The organism is Nonomuraea sp. N2-4H, assembly GCF_045291505.1.
Classification (GTDB): Bacteria; Actinomycetota; Actinomycetes; order Streptosporangiales; family Streptosporangiaceae; genus Nonomuraea; species Nonomuraea fastidiosa.
Genome location: NZ_CP147987.1, coordinates 5,999,429 through 6,014,457, shown reverse-complemented (window position 1 = coordinate 6,014,457; position 15,029 = coordinate 5,999,429). Strand labels below are relative to the sequence as shown.

Annotated in this window: 15 protein-coding genes and 2 pseudogenes; 8 read left to right on the top strand and 9 right to left on the bottom strand. The window is 72.2% G+C overall.

From position 1 onward, the window contains the following. Nucleotide 1: 1 nt before the first annotated feature. The 4 genes and pseudogenes from WBK31_RS27495 to WBK31_RS27480 form a co-directional block, all read left to right on the top strand. Nucleotides 2-853, top strand: a complete 852-nt coding sequence (locus WBK31_RS27495) for an ABC transporter permease (RefSeq protein ID WP_364070192.1) — start codon at nt 2-4, stop codon at nt 851-853. After that, complete coding sequence (locus WBK31_RS27490) at nt 850-1,635, top strand: ABC transporter permease (RefSeq protein WP_364070195.1); 786 nt, start codon at nt 850-852, stop codon at nt 1,633-1,635. Before WBK31_RS27495 ends, WBK31_RS27490 begins: the two co-directional genes overlap by 4 nt. A gap of 181 nt (nt 1,636-1,816) precedes the next feature. Beyond that, nucleotides 1,817-3,211: an NAD(P)/FAD-dependent oxidoreductase gene (locus WBK31_RS27485; protein ID WP_406673415.1), complete on the top strand. Its 1,395-nt coding sequence runs from the start codon at nt 1,817-1,819 to the stop codon at nt 3,209-3,211. Nucleotides 3,212-3,425: 214 nt separating this feature from the next. Further along, nucleotides 3,426-4,124: pseudogene (locus WBK31_RS27480) on the top strand (serine hydrolase); the annotation flags it as partial. 19 nt (nt 4,125-4,143) lie between these two features. Here WBK31_RS27480 and WBK31_RS27475 read toward each other — a convergent pair. Next, the gene (locus tag WBK31_RS27475; RefSeq protein WP_406673414.1) at nt 4,144-5,238 is read right to left on the bottom strand and encodes an MFS transporter; all 1,095 of its coding nucleotides are present in this window, start codon (nt 5,236-5,238) and stop codon (nt 4,144-4,146) included. Between the two features lie 4 nt (nt 5,239-5,242). On the opposite strand from WBK31_RS27475, the gene WBK31_RS27470 reads away from it, so the two are divergent. After that, the gene (locus WBK31_RS27470; RefSeq protein ID WP_406673413.1) at nt 5,243-5,881 is read left to right on the top strand and encodes a hypothetical protein; all 639 of its coding nucleotides are present in this window, start codon (nt 5,243-5,245) and stop codon (nt 5,879-5,881) included. A gap of 282 nt (nt 5,882-6,163) precedes the next feature. On the opposite strand, the pseudogene WBK31_RS27465 reads toward WBK31_RS27470, so the two are convergent. After that, nucleotides 6,164-6,532 (bottom strand): annotated as a pseudogene (locus WBK31_RS27465) (AfsR/SARP family transcriptional regulator); the annotation flags it as partial. A gap of 146 nt (nt 6,533-6,678) precedes the next feature. On the opposite strand from WBK31_RS27465, the gene WBK31_RS27460 reads away from it, so the two are divergent. Beyond that, the gene (locus WBK31_RS27460) at nt 6,679-6,852 is read left to right on the top strand and encodes a hypothetical protein (RefSeq protein WP_364070206.1); all 174 of its coding nucleotides are present in this window, start codon (nt 6,679-6,681) and stop codon (nt 6,850-6,852) included. Here WBK31_RS27460 and WBK31_RS27455 read toward each other — a convergent pair. The 6 genes from WBK31_RS27455 to WBK31_RS27430 form a co-directional block, all read right to left on the bottom strand. Beyond that, entirely contained in the window at nt 6,825-7,562 is a 738-nt protein-coding gene (locus tag WBK31_RS27455) for an isocitrate lyase/phosphoenolpyruvate mutase family protein (RefSeq protein WP_364070208.1), read from the bottom strand. The two genes, WBK31_RS27460 and WBK31_RS27455, sit on opposite strands and share 28 nt — an antisense overlap. Then, complete coding sequence (locus tag WBK31_RS27450; protein WP_364070210.1) at nt 7,559-8,302, bottom strand: cytochrome P450; 744 nt, start codon at nt 8,300-8,302, stop codon at nt 7,559-7,561. Before WBK31_RS27450 ends, WBK31_RS27455 begins: the two co-directional genes overlap by 4 nt. A 49-nt stretch (nt 8,303-8,351) precedes the next feature. Then, nucleotides 8,352-9,059 carry a DUF998 domain-containing protein gene (locus WBK31_RS27445; RefSeq protein WP_364070213.1) on the bottom strand — a complete coding sequence of 236 codons (708 nt, stop codon included), beginning with the start codon at nt 9,057-9,059 and terminating at the stop codon, nt 8,352-8,354. After that, entirely contained in the window at nt 9,056-10,261 is a 1,206-nt protein-coding gene (locus WBK31_RS27440) for a glycosyltransferase (protein WP_364070272.1), read from the bottom strand. Before WBK31_RS27440 ends, WBK31_RS27445 begins: the two co-directional genes overlap by 4 nt. Before the next feature lie 65 nt (nt 10,262-10,326). After that, a complete protein-coding gene (locus WBK31_RS27435; protein WP_364070215.1) occupies nt 10,327-11,127 on the bottom strand; it encodes a DMT family transporter in 801 nt (266 codons plus the stop codon). Between the two features lie 37 nt (nt 11,128-11,164). Continuing rightward, nucleotides 11,165-11,647 (bottom strand): DedA family protein, encoded by a 483-nt coding sequence (locus WBK31_RS27430; RefSeq protein ID WP_406673412.1) that lies wholly within the window; start codon nt 11,645-11,647, stop codon nt 11,165-11,167. Between the two features lie 529 nt (nt 11,648-12,176). Between WBK31_RS27430 and WBK31_RS27425 the strand changes: the two genes are divergently transcribed. Together WBK31_RS27425 and WBK31_RS27420 are read left to right on the top strand one after the other, a co-directional pair. Then, on the top strand, nt 12,177-13,409 hold the full coding sequence (locus tag WBK31_RS27425; protein ID WP_406673411.1) for a sensor histidine kinase: 1,233 nt from the start codon (nt 12,177-12,179) through the stop codon (nt 13,407-13,409). After that, entirely contained in the window at nt 13,402-14,385 is a 984-nt protein-coding gene (locus WBK31_RS27420) for a hypothetical protein (protein WP_378786924.1), read from the top strand. The genes WBK31_RS27425 and WBK31_RS27420 overlap by 8 nt, the downstream gene beginning before the upstream one ends. On the opposite strand, the gene WBK31_RS27415 is transcribed toward WBK31_RS27420, so the two are convergent. Next, nucleotides 14,293-14,934, bottom strand: a complete 642-nt coding sequence (locus WBK31_RS27415) for a VC0807 family protein (protein WP_364070224.1) — start codon at nt 14,932-14,934, stop codon at nt 14,293-14,295. The two genes, WBK31_RS27420 and WBK31_RS27415, sit on opposite strands and share 93 nt — an antisense overlap. Nucleotides 14,935-15,029: the final 95 nt, after the last annotated feature.

Below are 15,029 nucleotides of genomic sequence, written 5' to 3'. Positions count from 1 at the left end.
CATGCGGCGGCTCACCCCCTACCTGCTCGCGCTGCCGAGCTGGCTGTGGCTGGCGATCTTCCTGGTCGTGCCCATGGCGGCGATGGCCTCGGTGTCGCTGCAGACGGGCAACGCCATCGACGGCTACGCGCTGACGTTCAGCTTCTCCAACTACAGCGACGCGCTCGCCCGCTACAGCACCCAGCTCGGCCGCTCGCTCTGGTACGGCGCGCTGGCCACCGTCGCCATGCTGATCATCGGCTACCCGGTGGCCTACTGGATCGCGTTCAAGGCCGGCACCCGCAAGTCCGTCTACCTGTTCCTGCTCCTGCTGCCGTTCTTCGTCTCGTTCGTGCTGCGCACGATCTCCTGGAACTTCCTGCTGTCGGACAACGGCATCCTGTTCGGCACGCTGAAGGACTGGGGGCTGCTGCCCGGCGACTTCCACGTGCTGGCCACCACGTTCGCGGTGGTCGGCGGGCTGACGTACAACTTCCTGCCGTTCATGATCCTGCCGATCTACGTGTCGCTCGAACGCGTGGACCCGCGCGTGGTCGAGGCCGCCCAGGACCTGTACGCCACCCGCGCCGCCGCCTTCCGCCGGGTGGTGCTGCCGCTCTCGCTGCCCGGGGTGTTCGCCGGCGTGCTCATGACGTTCGTGCCTGCCACGGCCGACCCGGTCAACGCGGCCATCCTCGGCGGCACGTCCAACACCATGATCGGCAACATCATCCAGACCGAGTACCTGGTGAACCTCGACTACCCGACCGCGTCGGCGCTGTCGTTCACGCTGATGGCCGTGCTGCTCGTCGGCATCTTCATCTACGCGCGGGCGCTCGGCACCGAGAACGTCCTCGAGGCGGCGGCGCGATGAGGGGCACCAGGCTCGGCGACCGGCTGCTGCACCTGTACACCTGGCTGATCATCATCTGGCTGTCGTCGCCGATCGCCGTGATGATCCTCTTCGGTTTCAACGACAAGCGCAGCAAGTCCAACACCACCTGGCAGGGCTTCACGCTGCGCTGGTACGCCGAGCTGTTCGAGATCTCCGACCTGACCACGGCGCTGCGCAACTCGCTGGTGATCGCCGTGGTCAGCACGGTCGTCACCGTCGTCATCGGCACCATGCTGGGCCTCGCGCTCGGCCGGCACCGCTTCCGCGGCGCGGGGACCACGAACTTCCTCGTCTTCGCCGCCATCTCCACGCCCGAGCTGGTCATGGGCGCCTCGCTGCTGTCGCTGTTCGTCTCGGGCAACGTGCCGCGCGACGCGATCACGATCATCATCGCGCACGTGCTGTTCTCGCTGTCGTTCGTGGTGGTGACCGTACGGGCCAGGGTCGTCGGCCTCGACCCGGCGCTGGAGGAGGCGGCACGCGACCTCGGCGCGACCGCCTGGGGCACGTTCCGCCAGGTCACGCTGCCGTCGATCATGCCGGGCGTGCTCGCGGGCGCGATGCTCTCCTTCGCCCTGTCGATCGACGACTACGTGGTCACCAGCTTCGTCAACGGATCGACCGTCACGTTCCCGCTGTGGATCGTCGGCGCCGTCAAGACCGGAATCCCGCCGCAGGTCAACGTCATGGGTACGCTGATCTTCGGTATCGGGGTGCTGATCGCGATCGCCAATGCCGTCGCGGCGCGGCGGCGTGCCTGAGACCATGTCGCACAACCACCCCTCCGCACCTGCGCGGAGGGGCTTTTCGCACATGATCGGCTGCTGACCAGGAACAGGGAGGCGAGATCGGATTCCGGCGGGGGGAACCCGCGCGTGATCACCTCATTGATCCCGCTAATTTCATTCATCACACATGTAGACATGTAGGGAAGTGGGATTTGTGGATCCGCTGAAGGCGCTGGCTGATGCGGAGCGCAAGCCGTACTGGCTGGACAGCCCGGCCAGACCCGAGCCGCAGGCGCGGCTCTTCGGACATACCACCGCCGATCTGGTCGTCGTCGGCGGCGGCTTCTCGGGCCTGTGGACGGCCCTGATGGCCAAGGAACGCGATCCCTCGCTCGACGTCGTCCTGCTCGAAGGCCGCAGGATCGGCTGGGCGGCCACCGGCCGCAACGGCGGGTTCTGCATGGCGACGCTCACCCACGGCCTGGCCAACGGGCTGGAGCGGTGGCCGGAGGAGATCGACAAACTCGAACGCATGGGCGTGACCAACCTCGACGAGATCGAGGCCACGCTCACCCGCTACGGCATCGACTGCTCGTTCGAGCGCACCGGCGAGCTGCACGTCGCCACCGAGCCCTGGCAGGTGGACGCGCTCCACGAGCACCTCGACATCATCTCCGACCTCGGGCTCGACTACGTGCCGCTCGATGCGGAGCAGGTGCGCGCCGAGATCGACTCGCCCACCTACCTGGGCGGCCTCTGGGAGCGCAGCGGCTGCGCCATGCTCGACCCCGCGCGGCTGGCCTGGGGGCTGCGGGAGGCCTGCCTGCGGCTCGGCGTACGCGTCCACGAGCGCACCCCCGTGCGCGCGCTGCACGACGACGGCAAGACGATCACCCTGCGCACCCCGAACGGCGCGGTCGCCGCCCGCCAGGTGGCGCTCGGCACCGGCGTCTTCCCGCCGCTGCTGCGCCGGCTCAAGCACTTCGTGGTGCCGGTGTACGACTACGCGCTCATGACCGAGCCGCTGACCGAGGAGCAGCTCGCCTCGGTGGGCTGGCGCAACCGTCAGGGCGTCGGCGACTCGGGCAATCAGTTCCACTACTACCGGCTCACCGACGACAACCGCATCCTGTGGGGCGGCTACGACGCCGTCTACTACAACGGCGGCCTGGTCAAGCCGGAGTACGAGCAGCGCGACGAGACGTTCGTCAAGCTCGCGGGGCACTTCTACGAGACGTTCCCGCAGCTCGACGAGGTGCGCTTCACCCACCGCTGGGGCGGCGTCATCGACACCTGCAGCCGCTTCAGCGCCTTCTACGGGCAGGCGCACGGCGGCCGGCTGGTCTACGCGGCCGGCTACACCGGCATGGGCGTCGGGGCCACCCGCTTCGGCGCGAACGTCATGCTCGACCTGCTGTCCGGCAAGCCGACCGAGCGGACCGAGCTGCGCATGGTGAAGGAGAAGCCGATTCCGTTCCCGCCGGAGCCGGTGCGTTCCGGGGTTATCCAGTTCACCCGCTGGTCGATCGCCCAAGCGGACCAGCACCAGGGCAAGCGCAACCTGTGGCTGCGCGCGCTCGACCGGATGGGGCTCGGCTTCGACTCCTAGCGCCTGATGCGGGCTTGACTGCGGGCCGCGCACCGAGGGGCGGGCCGCCGGTGACGGTCGCGCGCCTGGCCGGTGCGCGGCCTTGCCCGGGCAACGGCGTGCTGAAGGTCTGTCCAGGAAAGCCCTAGTGTGAGGGATAGGCCGGTGATGCCGGGCATGTTCACGTACGACCCCCGTCGAGCTATCGGGGGTTGGTGGCGTGCGTGCGAGATGGATGCTCCTCTGGCTGAGCCTGACGCTCGTGGCCGGCTGCGGCAGCGAGCCGGCGTCCGTGGCACCGCCTGAGGCCGGGCGGGCCGGGGCGGGCATCCTCGTACGCCCCCCGGCCAAAGCCGTCCGCTGCCTGCTCGCGATCCCCAACCCGCGCGGCGCGGCCCTGGCCCGCACCCGGCTCCAGCGCGATATCGCCCGCTACCTCGCGGGACGCCCCGGCCGCATCGTCTACGGCGCGCTCGACCTGGTCACCGGCGTACGGATCGGCCAGGGCGAGCACCAGAACGACATGATCACCGCGAGCGGCGCGAAGGTGGACATCCTCGTCGCGCTGCTGCACCGGCGGGACGCCGGGCTCAGCGAGGGTGAGCGCGACCTCGCGGAACGCATGATCAAGGAGAGCGACAACAAGGCCGCCGACGCGCTGTGGTCGCGCGTCGGCGGCGGCGGTGCGATGAGCTCCTTCTACCGGGACATCGGCCTGCGGGAGACCACACCCGGGCCGAGCGTCTACTGGGGCGGCACCAAGACCAGCCCCGCCGACCGCATCCGGCTGCTGCGCGTGCTGGTCAAGGGCGGCAAGGGGCTGACCAGGGCCGACCGGCGGACGGTGCTGGAGCTGATGGAGCAGGTTCAGCAGGACCAGGCGTGGGGCGTCAGCGCGGCGGCCAGGCCGGGCGACCGGGTGGCGCTCAAGAACGGCTGGACGCCCAGGCCGTTCATCCAGAACACCTGGGCGGTGACCAGCTATGGGCGGGTCGCGGGGCCGGGACGCGACCTGCTGCTGTCGGTGCAGACCGACCGGCAGCCGGGGGAGGGGACGGGCATCGAGACCATCGAGGGCGTGGCCAGGATGATCGGGACGCGGCTCGACGGCCTCGCGCCCACGACCACCCGGCCCTGCCCCACCAACCCCACCCCCTGAGCGGGCGGCCGTCCGGCCGGGAGCGGGCCGCGCGCCCCTGAGCGGGAGGTCGGGAGCGGGCCGCGGCCGGCATCTCCTCCGGGATGACCTTCGGCACGCCTCGCAGGCCCACCAGCGCGAGCAGCGCCACCGCGGCCAGCATGCCCGCCGTGACGTACGACGCCAGGTGCATGCCGTCGAGGAAGGCCGACTGCGCGGCGCGTACGAGGCCGGCCGCCTGGCCCGCGGGCAGTCCCTCGGCCACGGTGAGCGCGCTCGCCAGCGACTCGCGCGCGGCCTCGCCCCGCACCCCCGCAGGCAGCTCCAGATTGCTCCGGTACGCGCCCGTCAGCACTGTGCCCAGCACCGCGATGCCGAGCGCGCCGCCCAGCTCGAACGCCGTCTCCGACACCGCCGCCGCCGCGCCCGCGCGCTCTCGCGGGGCCGTGGCCAGCACGTTGTCGTTGTTGACGGTGAACGCGAACCCGATGCCGATCCCGCCGATCACCATCGCGGGCACCAGTGTCAGGTAGGTCAGTTCGGTGCCGAGCGTCGTGTAGTAGAGGAACGCGCCCGCGTTCATCGCCAGGCCGAGCGCGACCACGCCGTTCCTGCCCAGCAGCGGGATCAGCCGGGCGGCCAGCACGCCGCCGACCGCGCCGCTCAGCCCGCCGGGAAGCTGCGCCAGGCCCGCCGGCAGCGGCGACCAGCCCAGCACGAGCTGCAGGTACCAGGAGAACATCAGCATCATCGCCGACATCGCGAAGATCGCCAGCAGGTTCGTCAGGATCGAGGCGCTGAACGCCCGCTGGGCGAAGAGCCGCACGTCGATCACCGGGTCCGCCAGCCGCCGCTGCCGCAGCCAGAACCAGCCCAGCAGCACGACCCCGGCCGCCCCCGCCACCAGCACGTCCGTGTGCTCCAGGCTCGATCGCCAGCGGCAGACCGTCGAGCGCCCGGCAGATCCGTACGACGTCCGCCCGGTTGCCGTCGTCCACCGCGAACCCGGGACGGACGGCGGCCGCCCGGTCGGCGAACAGCCGCACCGCCGGGTAGCCGAGCGGGTCGTCCGCCTCCGGTGGCGGCAACCGCAGCGGCGTCACCGGCAGCAGCGACTCGCCCGTGATGCCCAGCGCCTCCCTGCTGGTCGCGAGCACGCGCAGCCGGGGGCAGGCGGCCAGCAGGTGGTCGGCCAGCTCGGCCGTCTCCGCGATCAGGTGCTCGCAGTTGTCCAGGATCAGCAGCAGCTCCCTGCCGGCCAGCGCGGACACCAGCCGGTCCACGGGATCGACGTGGTGACGCTCGGGGACGTGCGTCGTGGCGTCGCGGATGTCCAGGCCCGCCAGCACCGCCTGCGACACGCCGCCGGAGATGGGCGCGAGCGGGACGAAGCACACCTCGCCGGTCTGCCGCGCCGCCGCCTCGATCGCGAGCCGGGTCTTGCCCGCCCCGCCTGGGCCGACCAGCGTGAGCAGCCGGCCGTCCCGCAGGCTCTCCTCGACCTGGCGCAGCTCCTCGGTACGGCCGACGAAGCCGGTGATCTGGCCGCGTAACCCCGACCGCAGCGGCCCCGGCCGCCCGTTCCCCGGCGGTCTGCCGGCGGCCGACGGCTCCGAGCCGGCCGGAGGGACGGTGGAGTGGGCGAGCGCTGCGGCGACGGGCTCGGCGGCTGCGGGCGCGGGCTTGGCAGCCGGGCTTCCGGGCGGCGTGAAAGCGGGGCGGGTGGGGGAGGCGATCGGCGGGTGGGGTGGCGGGGCCAGTGCCGGGTCGGCCCGCAGGACGGCCAGGTGGGCGGCGGCCAGTTCTGGGCCGGGTGTGACGCCCAGCTCCTCGTCCAGCAGCTTCCGCGCGTCCTCGTAGACGGTCAGCGCCTCCGCCTGGCGGCCGCTGCCGTACAGGGCGCGCATGAGCTGGGCGCGCAGCCGTTCGCGCAGCGGGTGCGCGGCGGTGAGGCTGGTCAGCTCGGCGACCAGCTCGCGGTGCCGCCCGAGCTCCAGATCGGCCTGGATGCGGTCCTCGGTGGCGGTCAGGCGCAGCTCCTCCAGGGCGGCAGCGGCGGCGCCGGCGTGCGGGGCGTCGGCGAGCGGCGCGCCCCGCCACAGCTCCAGTGCCTCGCGCAGCAGCGCCGCGGCCCGCCCGGCGTCGCCGCCGGCCAGCGCCTGCCGGCCCTCGCGGGCCAGCCGCTCGAAGCGGCGGGCGTCCACGTCCTCGGGGCCGGCGACCAGCCGGTAGCCCGCCGGGTGGAACTCGACGCGGTCGCGGCCGAGCGCCCTGCGCAGCCGGGAGACCTGGGACTGCAGCGCGTTGGCCACACCTTCGGGGGATCGCCGCCGTACATGCCGGCCACCAGATGTCCGGCGCCGACGATGCGGCCCGCATCCAGGGCGAGCAGGGTGAGCAGGGCGCGTACTCGGGGCCCGCCCAGCTCCACCGGCTCGCCGTCGGCCCGCCACGCGGCGGTGGGGCCGAGGATCCGGAAGCGCATACCTTCGATTATCAGCGCAACGTGGCGGCGATCTCCTGATAAGTCGGGATGGGCGGAGCGGGCTCCCCCCGTACGCCGAGCGCCGTGCCCAGCGCCGCCCCCAGCGCGGCCCGGTAGAGCAGCGACCCGGTGCTCACCCTGGCCACTCCGGCCTCGGCGAGCCGGGCGAGCGGCGGGCCGTCGGGCTGGTAGAGCACGTTGACCGGCAGCGGCGTGGCGGCGACCACCTCGGCGATCGCGGCGGGGTCGCTCAGGCCGGGCACGAAGATCCCGTCGGCGTGGCCGTAGGCGCGTACCCGCTCCAGCGTGTCGCCGGTCTTCAGCCAGCACGTGTCCGTACGTGCGTTGACGAACACCCCGTGGCCCTTGGCGGCCTCGATGATGCGCTGGTGCAGCTCGATCGGGCGCAGCGTGCCGTCGGGGCGGCCGTCCTCCAGGTTGACGCCCGCGACGCCGATCGCGGCGAGCGTCGCCACCAGGTCGGACACCTCGCCGGGGTCGTCGCTGAACCCGCCCTCGATGTCCACGGTGACCATGACGCCGAGTCCGCTGATCGTCTTGGCCAGCCCGATCGTCTCGGCCTTGGTCGCGCCGGCCGCGTCCGGCTTGCCGTGCACGGCGGAGACGCCGAGGCTCGTCGTGCCGATCGCGGGGAAGCCATGGGCGGCGAGCAGTGCGGCCGAGCCGTAGTCCCAGGCGTTGGGCAGCAGGAAGGGGTCGCCGGGGCGGTGCAGGTCGCGGAAGTTCACGGCAGCAGTCCCTCCAGCACGCCCGCCGCCAGGGCGAGCGCGTGGGCGGGCCCCGGGCAGGGGCGCACGCCGTGGCCGAAGGTCAGGTGCGGGGAGTGCGCGCGGTGCGGGTCGAAGCGTTCCGGGTCGGGGAAGACATCAGGGTCGCGGTTGGCGGCCACCAGGTCGATCGTCACCTCGTCGCCCGTTTCCGTGTCGATCCTGCGGGTGACCGTGAGCGGCGGATCGTGCCGGAGCGTCTCGCGCAGCAGCGCGTCCGCGTCCGTACCAAGGGTGAGACGGCGCAGCGCGTGCTCGATGAGGGTCTCGGTGGCGGTGTGGGCCTGGAGGAGCAGGGTGATCTCGGGGATGCCGGTCGTGGCGAGCAGCTTCGCGACGGCGGCGTCGGCGGCCGGGCCTGACTCGCCCGACAGGTAGCCGGCCGCGGCGTCGGCCACGGGAGCGGTGTCCGCGACGCCGAGCGCGGCCCCGAGCACTTCCGTGGGCACTCCGCGCCAGTCACCGTTTCGCCGTTCGGTCAGCGCCCTGGCCCGCACCCGCAGCTCAGCGGGATCGATGCCGTCGAGCAGCGCGACCAGGGCGCGGCGGCGCTCGGCGTGCGTGGCGCCGGTGCTGAAGCGCGACACCCTGGCGCGCAGCCAGGCCAGGGTTGCCTCCGCGCCGTCCTGAGGGACGGGAGGCGGCACGTACCTGGGGTCGGCGAGCACGGCCTCGGCTGCGGCATGGCGTGTGATGAGCATGGAGCCACGCTAGGACGGCGTTCCTTCGACGCCGCCCGAAGTGTGGGCGTCATGCGGCCAGCCGCTCCTGCTCGCCCGGCCGCTCGGGGTGGTCAGAGCGCCGCTCCGCCGGGACCTGGCCCGTGCTCGCGTGGTCGTGCGCGGTCCTGACGGCCGGGCGGCCTGTGGCGGTCGCCACCGCCATGGTGACGAGCAGCCCCATCTCGGCCAGCACCACGGCGCGCTCCAGCAGCCCGTAGTAGGCCGCGCCCCCGATGAGCGGCGAGGTGAACGAGGCCGGGTGGGCGGCCAGGTAGACCGCGAGCGACACCCCGGAGACCACGGCCATCGAGCGCACGGCGTTCCAGCGGGGCGCGCCGCCGCGTCCCCTGGCCAGCGCCCAGCCGGCGACGGGCAGCGAGGTGAAGACGATCGCCGCCGACCAGCGGTGGATCTCGCCGGACACCGTGCCCACCTGCGAGGTCCCCGGGTCGGTCGGGAAGATCGCGCTCATCATCAGCCCGGCGGCGCCGGCCACCAGCAGCACCCTGGTCGCCGCGGTCCGCGCGGGATCGGCGGCGGCCAGCCCGTACGCGAGACTCAGGCACGCTCCCGCGAGTGCCAGCATCCCGATGAGCACGGGCACCAGGCCGCCGGGGACCAGCGCGTAGTCGCTCAGCAGCACCTGCCAGGGCAGCGTCACCTCCGCGTAGACCAGCGCGCCCGCCGACACCACGGTGAGGAGCACTGTGCTCCACAGGGTCCGGCTTCGCGTCATCGCGCCACCTCGTCGTAGATGCGCTCGAACCTGGCCAGCGAGGCCTGGTCGTCGTGGGTGAGCGCCATCTCCCTGCTGGCCTTGCCCATCTTGGCGCGCAGCTCGTCGTCGGTGAGGATCGTGGTCAGGTGGCGGGCCAGCGCGACGACGTCGCCGGGCTGGTAGAGGTAGCCGTTGGCGTCGACCAGGTGCGGCAGCGCCATCGCGTCGGCGGCCACCACGGGCAGCCCCGAGGCCATGGCCTCCAGCGTCGCGATGCTCTGCAGTTCGGCGATGCCCGGCATGCCGAACACGTCGGCGGCGGCGAACACCTGCGGCATCGACTCGTCCGGCACGAACCCGAGGAAGAACACCCGGTCGCCGACGCCGATGCGCCCCGCCAGCCGCTCCAGTTCGGCGCGCTGGTTGCCCTTGCCGACCAGCGCGAGCTGGGCGTCGGTCTCATTGAGCACCATCGGCAGCGCGCGGACCAGCTCCTCCAGGTGCTTCTCCTCGTCGAGGCGGCCGACGAACAGCACGGTCGGCCGGTCCGGCAGGTCGAAGTTCTTGCGGGCCCACGACTTCGGCTCGGGGCGCGGGTGGAACCTGGTCAGGTCGATGCCGCAGGAGACCGCCTCGACCTCGCGGCGGAAGCCTTGGTCGGCGAGGAGCTTGGCGGCCAGCGGGGTGGGCGTGGTGATGTGGTCGGCCCGGTTGAAGACGCGGCTGAAGTCGCGCCAGGCGAGCCGGCCCGCCTGCTTGCGCAGCCGCGCCGGGATGTGCGCGAACTGGAAGAGGTTGTCGGGCATGAAGTGGTTGGTGGCGACGATCGGCACCCCGGCGCGGCGGGCGGCGGCGATGGCGGCCCTGCCGACCACGAAGTGGCCCTGGGTGTGCAGCACGTCGGGGTTGATGTCGGCGATCAGCCGGTCGAGCCGGGTCGGCACGGTGACCCGCATCGTCGGGTGGACCAGCAGCGGCGCCGAGCGCAATCGGTGCACGACCACGCCGTCCTCGACGTTCGCGGTGGCCGGGCCGGTCTCCGACTGGCACACCACGTGCACCTCGTTGCCGCGCGCGGCCAGGCCGGTGGCCAGGCGGTGCGTGAAGTACGCGGCGCCGTTCACATCCGGCGGGTAGGTGTCGGTCGAGATCAGCACGCGGCGGGGCCGCTCGGGGGCGGGGCGGAGCGACGGGGCCTGGGGGGTGCTGTGCAGAGGCATGGCCATGAGAGGTGACTCCATCTTCATTACGGACTCAGGGTCGGCCGGGATTTCGGTCAGAGACATCAGCGGGTTTCCAGTGGGCTCGTTCTGGCCAGGGCCACGGTGCCCACGGCCGTCAGCAGCGCCGCCACGACGGGCAGGACCCCGGTCGGCAGCGGCTCGCCCAGCAGCAGCGCGCCGAACGCGACCGCCGTCAGCGGGTCGGTGATCTGCAGGGCGGCGAAGGAGACGCCGAAGTGCCCGACGGCGTAGGCACGTTGCAGCATCATGAGCGCGAGCAGGGCGGGGACGGGCAGTGCCAGCAGGTACCACCAGTTCCAGCCGCCGTCCACCAGCACGCGCATGAGCGTGGCGGTGGCGCCGTACAGGACGCCGGAACTGGTGGCGAGCAGCGCCGCGCGGCCGGCCGGCGAGACGACCTGCGAGGCCGCCCACAGCAGCACCGCGGCCACGCCGGCCACGCCGAGCAGGGTCAGCACGCCGCTCGGGCTGAGATACGTGGGCCCGTCGGACTCCGGCACCAGCAGCACCAGGCCGACCAGCCCGGCCGCCACCACGACCGCGGCCGCCAGCTCCTTACGTGAGGGCCTGCGGTTGTGCAGCGCGGCGGCGAGCGGAAGCGCGAACAGCAGGCTGGCCACGCCCATCGGCTGGACGACGGTGAGCGGGCCGAGCCCGAGCGCGACGATGTGCAGGCCACCACCCGCGAGGATGGACGCGCCGCCGAGCAGCCAGCGCGGCCTCCGCAGCAGGACGAGCAGCCCCGGCTTGGCGGTGCCGACCGCCTCGAACTGCTGCAGGGCGGCTCCGAGCGCGAAGAACAGCGAACCGACCAGGGCGATCACCGCGGCCAGCACAGTCATTGCGCACTCCTTTCGAACGGATGGTCACCTGGCAGGGTCAAAGGGACGTGTCCACCGGAAGGCGTTCCGGGGAAGCCTGGGTGGCGCGCCGCTTCCTGACCCAGCGCACGACCTCCACCACGACCGTGATGGACACCGCGATGCCCAGGCCCAGCAGCAGCCCCTTGATCGGGTCCTTCTCGAACGCCATGCCGCCGAAGTAGCCGATCAGGCCGGAGTACAGGCCCCACGAGCTCGCCGCGATCGCGTCGAAGAAGCTGAACGAGCGCAGCGGATGCCGTACGGCGCCCATGGTCAGCGTGGTCGCGGTGCGGCCGCCCGGGATGTACCTGGCCACGACCAGGACGAGCCCGCCGCGTTCCGCCAGCGCGTTCCGCGCCCAGACCATCGCCTTCTTCTCCCGCAGCCTGCCCGCCGACTTGTTGCCGATCAGGTACGAGATGTGGTCACCCGCGAACGCGCCCAGTGCCGCGACCACGATGACCAGGACCAGCTCGGTCTGGCCCGAGGCCGCGAACACCGCCGCGGTGATGACGGCCGTTTCGGCCTGGCACGACCGGGAAGAACCCGTCGAGCACCGACAGGGCGAACAGCGCGACATACAGCCACGGCGACGACATCACTTGTTCAAGGAAGTCGAGGATGGCGTGCGACATGGGCGCGTACTCCGATCGTTGGGGGCACCACACAGACTGTCCGTGCGGGATGTCCCGGGGTATCGGGGATGCCCCGGGTCGAACGCGGCCCTGTCCCCGATTCGGGTCAGGGCCGCCACCCCTGGAAGGTAGGGACTCCGCAGGTCACGCACATCGGTCGATCGGCACGGTCCGTCCCCTACTTTCGTCGGGGTCGGGCCGGTGAACCTCTCCCGATGACACCATCGATCCAAGCCTTTCGCGGCGGCGAAATCAGGAGTGGAGGTAGGCGATTTCCAGGTAGGGCTAGCCCTACCGTCACGGTGGGCGGCACCCCACCCTGACTTTCGTCAGGTGCCGTACTCGACCTCCGTCGGTCCCCGCCGCGGCCACCGGGAGATAACGTCGGCAGGTGTGAGGTATCTGCGTCAGCTCCGCCGCGAGAGCCCCCGCCAGGTGGTCTATGACCTGCTGCTCTGGGCGGGGCTGTGCGTGATCATCGCCGCGATGGGAGCCGACCCCTTCCTCGATCCCGCGCGGTTCGCCATGGTGACCCTGCCGCGCTGGGGCCTTGCCACGGTGGCCGTGCTGGTGGGCCGCCGCTGGCCGCTGGCCGCGCTGATCCTGCTGCTGCCGCTCGGGCCGTGGCGGTTCGCCGAGGGGTTCGCGACGGTGGACCTGACGTGGCTGCTGCCCCGGCGCGACGTCAAGATCCTGCCGCTGCTGCCGACCACGCCGTTCGTCATGTGGTACGCCTACCTGACCGGCCGGCGGCTGGCCCGCACGACGCCGGCGCTGGCGGCCTTCTACCTGATCACGCTCGTCGGCGTGGCCGTGGTGCTGTGGATGGGCGGCGACCTCGCCTGGTGGGTGTCGATGGTCACCGCGCTGCTCGGCACGTACGTGGTGCCGTACCTGCTGGGCGTGCTGCGCAGGAGGCTGCTGCATCAGGCGCGGCAGGCCAGGCTGTCGGTCGAGGCGCAGGCCAGGCTGCGGGAGCGGGCGCGCATCGCGCGCGACATGCACGACTCGCTCGGCCACGACCTCGCGCTGATCGCGGTCAGGGCGGCGGGGCTGGAGCTGGCGCACGGGCTGGCGCCCGCCCAGGTCAAGGCGGTCGGCGAGCTGCGCGAGGCGGCCTCCGAGGCCACCGAGCGGCTGCGGCAGATCATCGGGATTCTGCGTGACGACGCCGACGCCGCGCCGCTGACGCCCCTGGACAGGCCCGCGGAACCCGCGCCGGGGGAGTCGGTGCCCGAGCTGGTGCACAGGGCCGCGGTCTCCGGCATGGCGATCAGGCTCGACCTGGCGGGCGGCCCGATGCCCGCCCTGGCCGGTCCGGTGGTGCAGGAAGGTCTCACGAACGCGGCCAAGCACGCGCCGGGCGCCGAGGTCGTGGTGTCGGTCTCGCCGCACCGCGTACGCGTGCGCAACGGGCCGCCGCGCACGCGGCCCACGGCCCGCAGGGGCGGTCTGGGACTGGCGAGCCTGCGCGAGCGGGTCCGGCTGGCCGGCGGCACGCTGACCGCGCGCCCCCTCGACGGCGGCTTCGAGCTCGACGTGACCCTCCCCCATGAGAGGGAGGAGGATCCCTGCCGCTCGGGAGGAGCGCGGGAGCCCGTCGCGACACCCTCGGAGCATGACTGACGCACGACCCGGCATCGGCCGTGTCACCGCCGCGATCGTGGCGGTCGCCGCCATGCTGCCCTATCTCACGCTGAAGCTGTTCTGGCTGGCCGGACACTACGTCGGCGTCGGCGACCCCGCCCTGATGGGCGACCCGGCGATGATCGGGCTGAACGCGATGACGTTCGGCATGAACGCTGTCGGCCTGCTGCCGGCGCTGGCCTTCACCATGCGCTGGGGCATGCGCCTGCCGGCCTGGCTGGTGCTGCTGCCGCTGTGGGTCGGCTCCGGCCTGCTGTCGGTGGTGGTCGTCAGCGCGCCGGTCGTGCTGGCCGCATCCGGGCTGGAGGCGCTGAGCGGAGGTCCCATCGAGCCGTGGGTCTACGCGATGGTGTACGGCGGCTTCGTCGGCCAGGGCGTGGGCCTGCTGGCCGCGTTCGTGCTCTACGCCAGGGACCGCTGGCCTGCGGTCTTCACCACCCGGCTCTCGCTCGCCTTCCCCAGCCCTTCCGCGCCGCTGCAGCGGGTGATCGCCTGGGGCGCTTTTCCGGTGGCCGTGGCGCTCGGCGTGATCATGCTGGTGGGGGTGATCGGGGCGGATCCGTACCTCGCGGTGCAGGATCTGCTGCGCGGCGCGCTGGCGATCGCGGCGGCGTTCGCGCTGGTCGAGCTCGTGCGCAGGAGGGGTGACGGCCCGTTCTGGCGTCCGCTGGCGCTGCTCTGGCTGGGCTCGGCCGTGCTGTTCTCCTGGGGCCTGTACGCGATGGTGCTCAGCGCGGCGGGCGGGCCGGTCAGCGCGGGGGAGGGCGGCCTGGAGCGGTTCGTGGCGCTGTTCGGCATGCTGACCGGGCTGGTGATGGGGATGTGCGGGGCGTTCCTCCTGACCGAACGCTCGGCAGCGCGGTCAGGTGTGCACGACGTGGAGGCGCTGCAGCAGCCGCTTGAAGGCGATGACCGAGAACGCGATCGCCGTACCGCTGATCAGGGCCACCGCTGACGTGCGCAGCAGCATGAACCCGGCCAATGTGCCCGCGAGCGACTCGTAGACCGCGAGCGCGATGCTGAGCGTGGAGTTCATCAGCAGCACGAACGCCCACAGCAGGGTGATCCGGGCGAAGAACCGGCGTACCCGCTCGTGCTTGAGCACCGCCGACGGCAGGTGGATGTAGTCGAGCGTGAGCTTCTGCACGAGCGGCCGGTTGAGCCGCACCGAGGCGAGGAAGGCGAAGCTGATGCAAATCGTGCCCATCTCGGGCTGGATGAAGAACCACATCCAGGTACCGGTCCAGAACGCCACGGCCGCGCGTACGGTGATCGCGAACGCGGCGAGGTACATCGTCGCGGGCACCTTCACCCGCCTGATCAGCCGCCAGATCACACCCAGGTAGACCCACGCGACGGTCAGGGCGAGCGCCCACTTGAAACCGAGGACCACCATGGCCAGGTAGAACACGGCCAGCGGCGCCACGACCGCCTCGAGCAGCTTGGGAGCCGCCTGCCTGGCGAGCGCGGTGAGGCGTGGAAGAGTGACCTGATGATGGTTCAAGGCTGCTCCGCAGATAGGCCGACGATCAGCGTCTACCCGGGCTTCCAGGGACCAGGCTTTCCCGATGGACCGCTCGCTGTCACCAGAGCGTCATC

Excerpts from the sequence above, each read along its gene's own strand:
- WBK31_RS27435 (WP_364070215.1), bottom strand. The coding sequence starts at position 11,127 with ATGACTGTGCTGGCCGCGGTGATCGCCCTGGTCGGTTCGCTGTTCTTC.
- WBK31_RS27420 (WP_378786924.1), top strand. The coding sequence starts at position 13,402 with ATGACTGACGCACGACCCGGCATCGGCCGTGTCACCGCCGCGATCGTG.
- WBK31_RS27495 (WP_364070192.1), top strand. The coding sequence starts at position 2 with ATGCGGCGGCTCACCCCCTACCTGCTCGCGCTGCCGAGCTGGCTGTGG.
- WBK31_RS27490 (WP_364070195.1), top strand. The coding sequence starts at position 850 with ATGAGGGGCACCAGGCTCGGCGACCGGCTGCTGCACCTGTACACCTGG.
- WBK31_RS27450 (WP_364070210.1), bottom strand. The coding sequence starts at position 8,302 with ATGCTCATCACACGCCATGCCGCAGCCGAGGCCGTGCTCGCCGACCCC.
- WBK31_RS27445 (WP_364070213.1), bottom strand. The coding sequence starts at position 9,059 with ATGACGCGAAGCCGGACCCTGTGGAGCACAGTGCTCCTCACCGTGGTG.
- WBK31_RS27440 (WP_364070272.1), bottom strand. The coding sequence starts at position 10,261 with ATGCCTCTGCACAGCACCCCCCAGGCCCCGTCGCTCCGCCCCGCCCCC.
- WBK31_RS27460 (WP_364070206.1), top strand. The coding sequence starts at position 6,679 with ATGTCCGGCGCCGACGATGCGGCCCGCATCCAGGGCGAGCAGGGTGAG.